General features: G+C 51.1%; 1 protein-coding gene and 1 pseudogene. One reads left to right on the top strand and one right to left on the bottom strand.

The genetic code is table 11. The annotated features are described in order from the left end of the window. Positions 1-1,199: hypothetical protein (locus BUB54_RS19650; RefSeq protein ID WP_217652565.1), on the top strand; the 1,199-nt coding region annotated here is incomplete at its 5' end. Between the two features lie 383 nt (positions 1,200-1,582). Here the strand turns inward: BUB54_RS19650 and BUB54_RS19645 are convergent. Further along, a pseudogene (locus BUB54_RS19645) lies at positions 1,583-2,275 on the bottom strand (IS91 family transposase); the annotation flags it as partial. Positions 2,276-2,409 lie beyond the last annotated feature (134 nt).

The raw sequence follows: 2,409 nt of genomic DNA, 5'->3' as shown, positions 1-2,409 counted from the left end.
TCCGATCAACCGCCTCAGCGAACTTTTGCCGTGGAATTGGAAACAGCAGGAAGCAGAACTCGCCGCTTAAGCCAATGCGGTTATCGGCTGACGCTTACGATATAGTTGTTACTTGGAAATGTGATTCTCTCTATTTTTGGGTTGTGTTTTCGTTGATACTTTCCGGATTTAAGTTTTGCTACACTCTCTTCAAAGACGAAAGCAAACTTATACCGAAGTCAATGCAGAAGCCTGCAAGAAAGTGGTCCGGCAGGTATATTGAAGCATTCGTTTCACTCTATAGATTCGAGTTCAATTTATCTTTGTTCGATAAGTTTTATGGGAAGAAAGCGCTAACATTGAAGCGCTTATATGCATCTCTCATTTCGTCTGTCTGTGGAATATCATTGGGCATCGTTGTTTTTCAAATTTTCTTTCCTGTGGCAAATCAAGCGTTGCTGCTGTTGATAGAACATTATGATGTATATGTTGGATTAGGGGCATTATATCTATTCATTCTGACGCTCCTTATCGATTTTATCTGTATAGAAAAAACCAGACTGATCATAGCTTGTGCAAGAAGTTCAAGTGGCTTCAAAAGGTACGGCATTATTTTGTTTGATTTATTAATTTCTCCGATGGTTTTTGTTTGTATATTCTTTGTCGGAATCTCAATCTTAAGCATGTTGTATTTCTTTGAAGAGGGCACTCAATTCCCTCTCAACGTCGACGGAGCTCGAGGGATAGTTACCATAAAAAATTGGTGGCAATTAACTTTATTTACATTTTACAACGGGGGGTGTCAGTCGTTTTTTCCTCCAATCAAATTTCTTTTTGGTACCTTGCATGGAAAGATGTCTGCCACGTTTATTCGTATTCCAGCTCCAATATCCGATGCTCAATTTCCAAGCTATATTATTCGTGGTCAAAAATTTTTCATGGTGGGCTTTCTCTACCCGTATATACACTCGATACTATCAAGCTTTACGTTGGTGATTTGGTCGTTTGGCATGGCATTAGGCTCGTTTACTGCAATTATCGTGCGATCAATAGCAATCGTTTTCGGTCGTTTTTTAAATACTCAGATCGGTGCTGGACTGTTTGAGGAGCGGCGTATTTTTTTAGTGGCTTTTTCAGCAATGAATCTTTTTTTGGCTATTGTAATATTCATTGGAGCAATGATTTTTACTTATCAGTTGTTTTACTACAGAGCGAAATAAGTACAGGGAGCGGGCGGAGTATCCGCTTTGACGTTTTTTAACCTTAAAGCAGAATGTCCGCTTCCGTGGAGAGTTTCGGGCGCCGCAGGCGTACGAAAGTCCCCGAAGAACGAACCCGCGGTCCACGGGCGTTGGCTATGGGGATTTAAGATTTTCGGGGAACGTGGTGGTGCTGGCGTGGCACCAGACGGCGGTTCCTGGGATTGGATTTTGCCCTGCCATTGCCCGTGTTTTCTTGCAAGCAGCGCCCGCAGCCAGCGGTTTTTGGGCATGATGAGCAACGTTTGCTGCGTTGGTGCTACCGTCTGACGGCAAAGGCACGAGGTCGCCCGTAGCCTGCGATATGATCGCCAAAGCGTTTGGTGGGCGCAGGCCGTGCCGGGTCACGATACCCATCTCCCGGTTGGTTTTGCCGCAGGCGGCGGGGCTCTGGGCTGGAGGCTGCCCACCAAAATTTCCAGAATGATCATGGTCCCGCCACAGCAGGGGCAGCAGCGCCATGGTTCGGGCGCTGGCTCACCTGCCGGAGCCTGCACGGTGACCGGCTGAGGCACGGCCAGCAGATCGTGGATACGGGCAAGATTGGCTTTGCGGCTGGCGCTGGCCAACAGCCCGTAATGGCGCAGGCGGTGGAAGCCCTTGGGCAGCACATGCAGCAGAAAGCGGCGGATGAATTCCGCTGGGGCCAGCGCCATGGTCTGGTAGCGCGCGGCGCCGTCTTGCCGATAATCCTTGTAGCGGGTGGTGATGCCGCGCTCGTCCATGGCCACCAGCCGGCGGTTGGAGATCGCCACCCGGTGGGTGTAGCGGGCCAGATACGCCAGCACGGCCTGCGGCCCAGCGAAGGGCGGCTTGGCGTAGACCACCCAGTTCTTGCGGCGCAGCGGGGCCAGATAGCGCAAGAAGGCGTGCCGATCGGCCAGATTCTGGACCTCGCCGAAGAAGCCCAGCTGCCCGGCGGCATGCAGCGCCACCAGCCCGGTCAGAAATAGGCGCCGGAACAAGCGCGACAGCACCCGCACCGGCAGCAGGAAGGCCGGGCGGGACGAGATCCAGCGTTGGCCATCAGGTGTCAAACGGCATTCAAACGGGACCCCTGATCGGCGCCCAAAAAGGGCTCTGACTCACTTTTGCTGCTGTTTAGGTGATATTGTTTGGCCGCGTCATTGGGAGTATCCGCCATGCACGGTCGATTTCAGCGCGCAAACCT

Source organism: Acidocella aminolytica 101 = DSM 11237 (assembly GCF_900129125.1).
GTDB classification, from domain to species: Bacteria; Pseudomonadota; Alphaproteobacteria; order Acetobacterales; family Acetobacteraceae; genus Acidocella; species Acidocella aminolytica.
The sequence above is the reverse complement of the archived record's forward strand: the minus strand, read 5'-3'. Positions and strand labels throughout refer to the sequence as shown.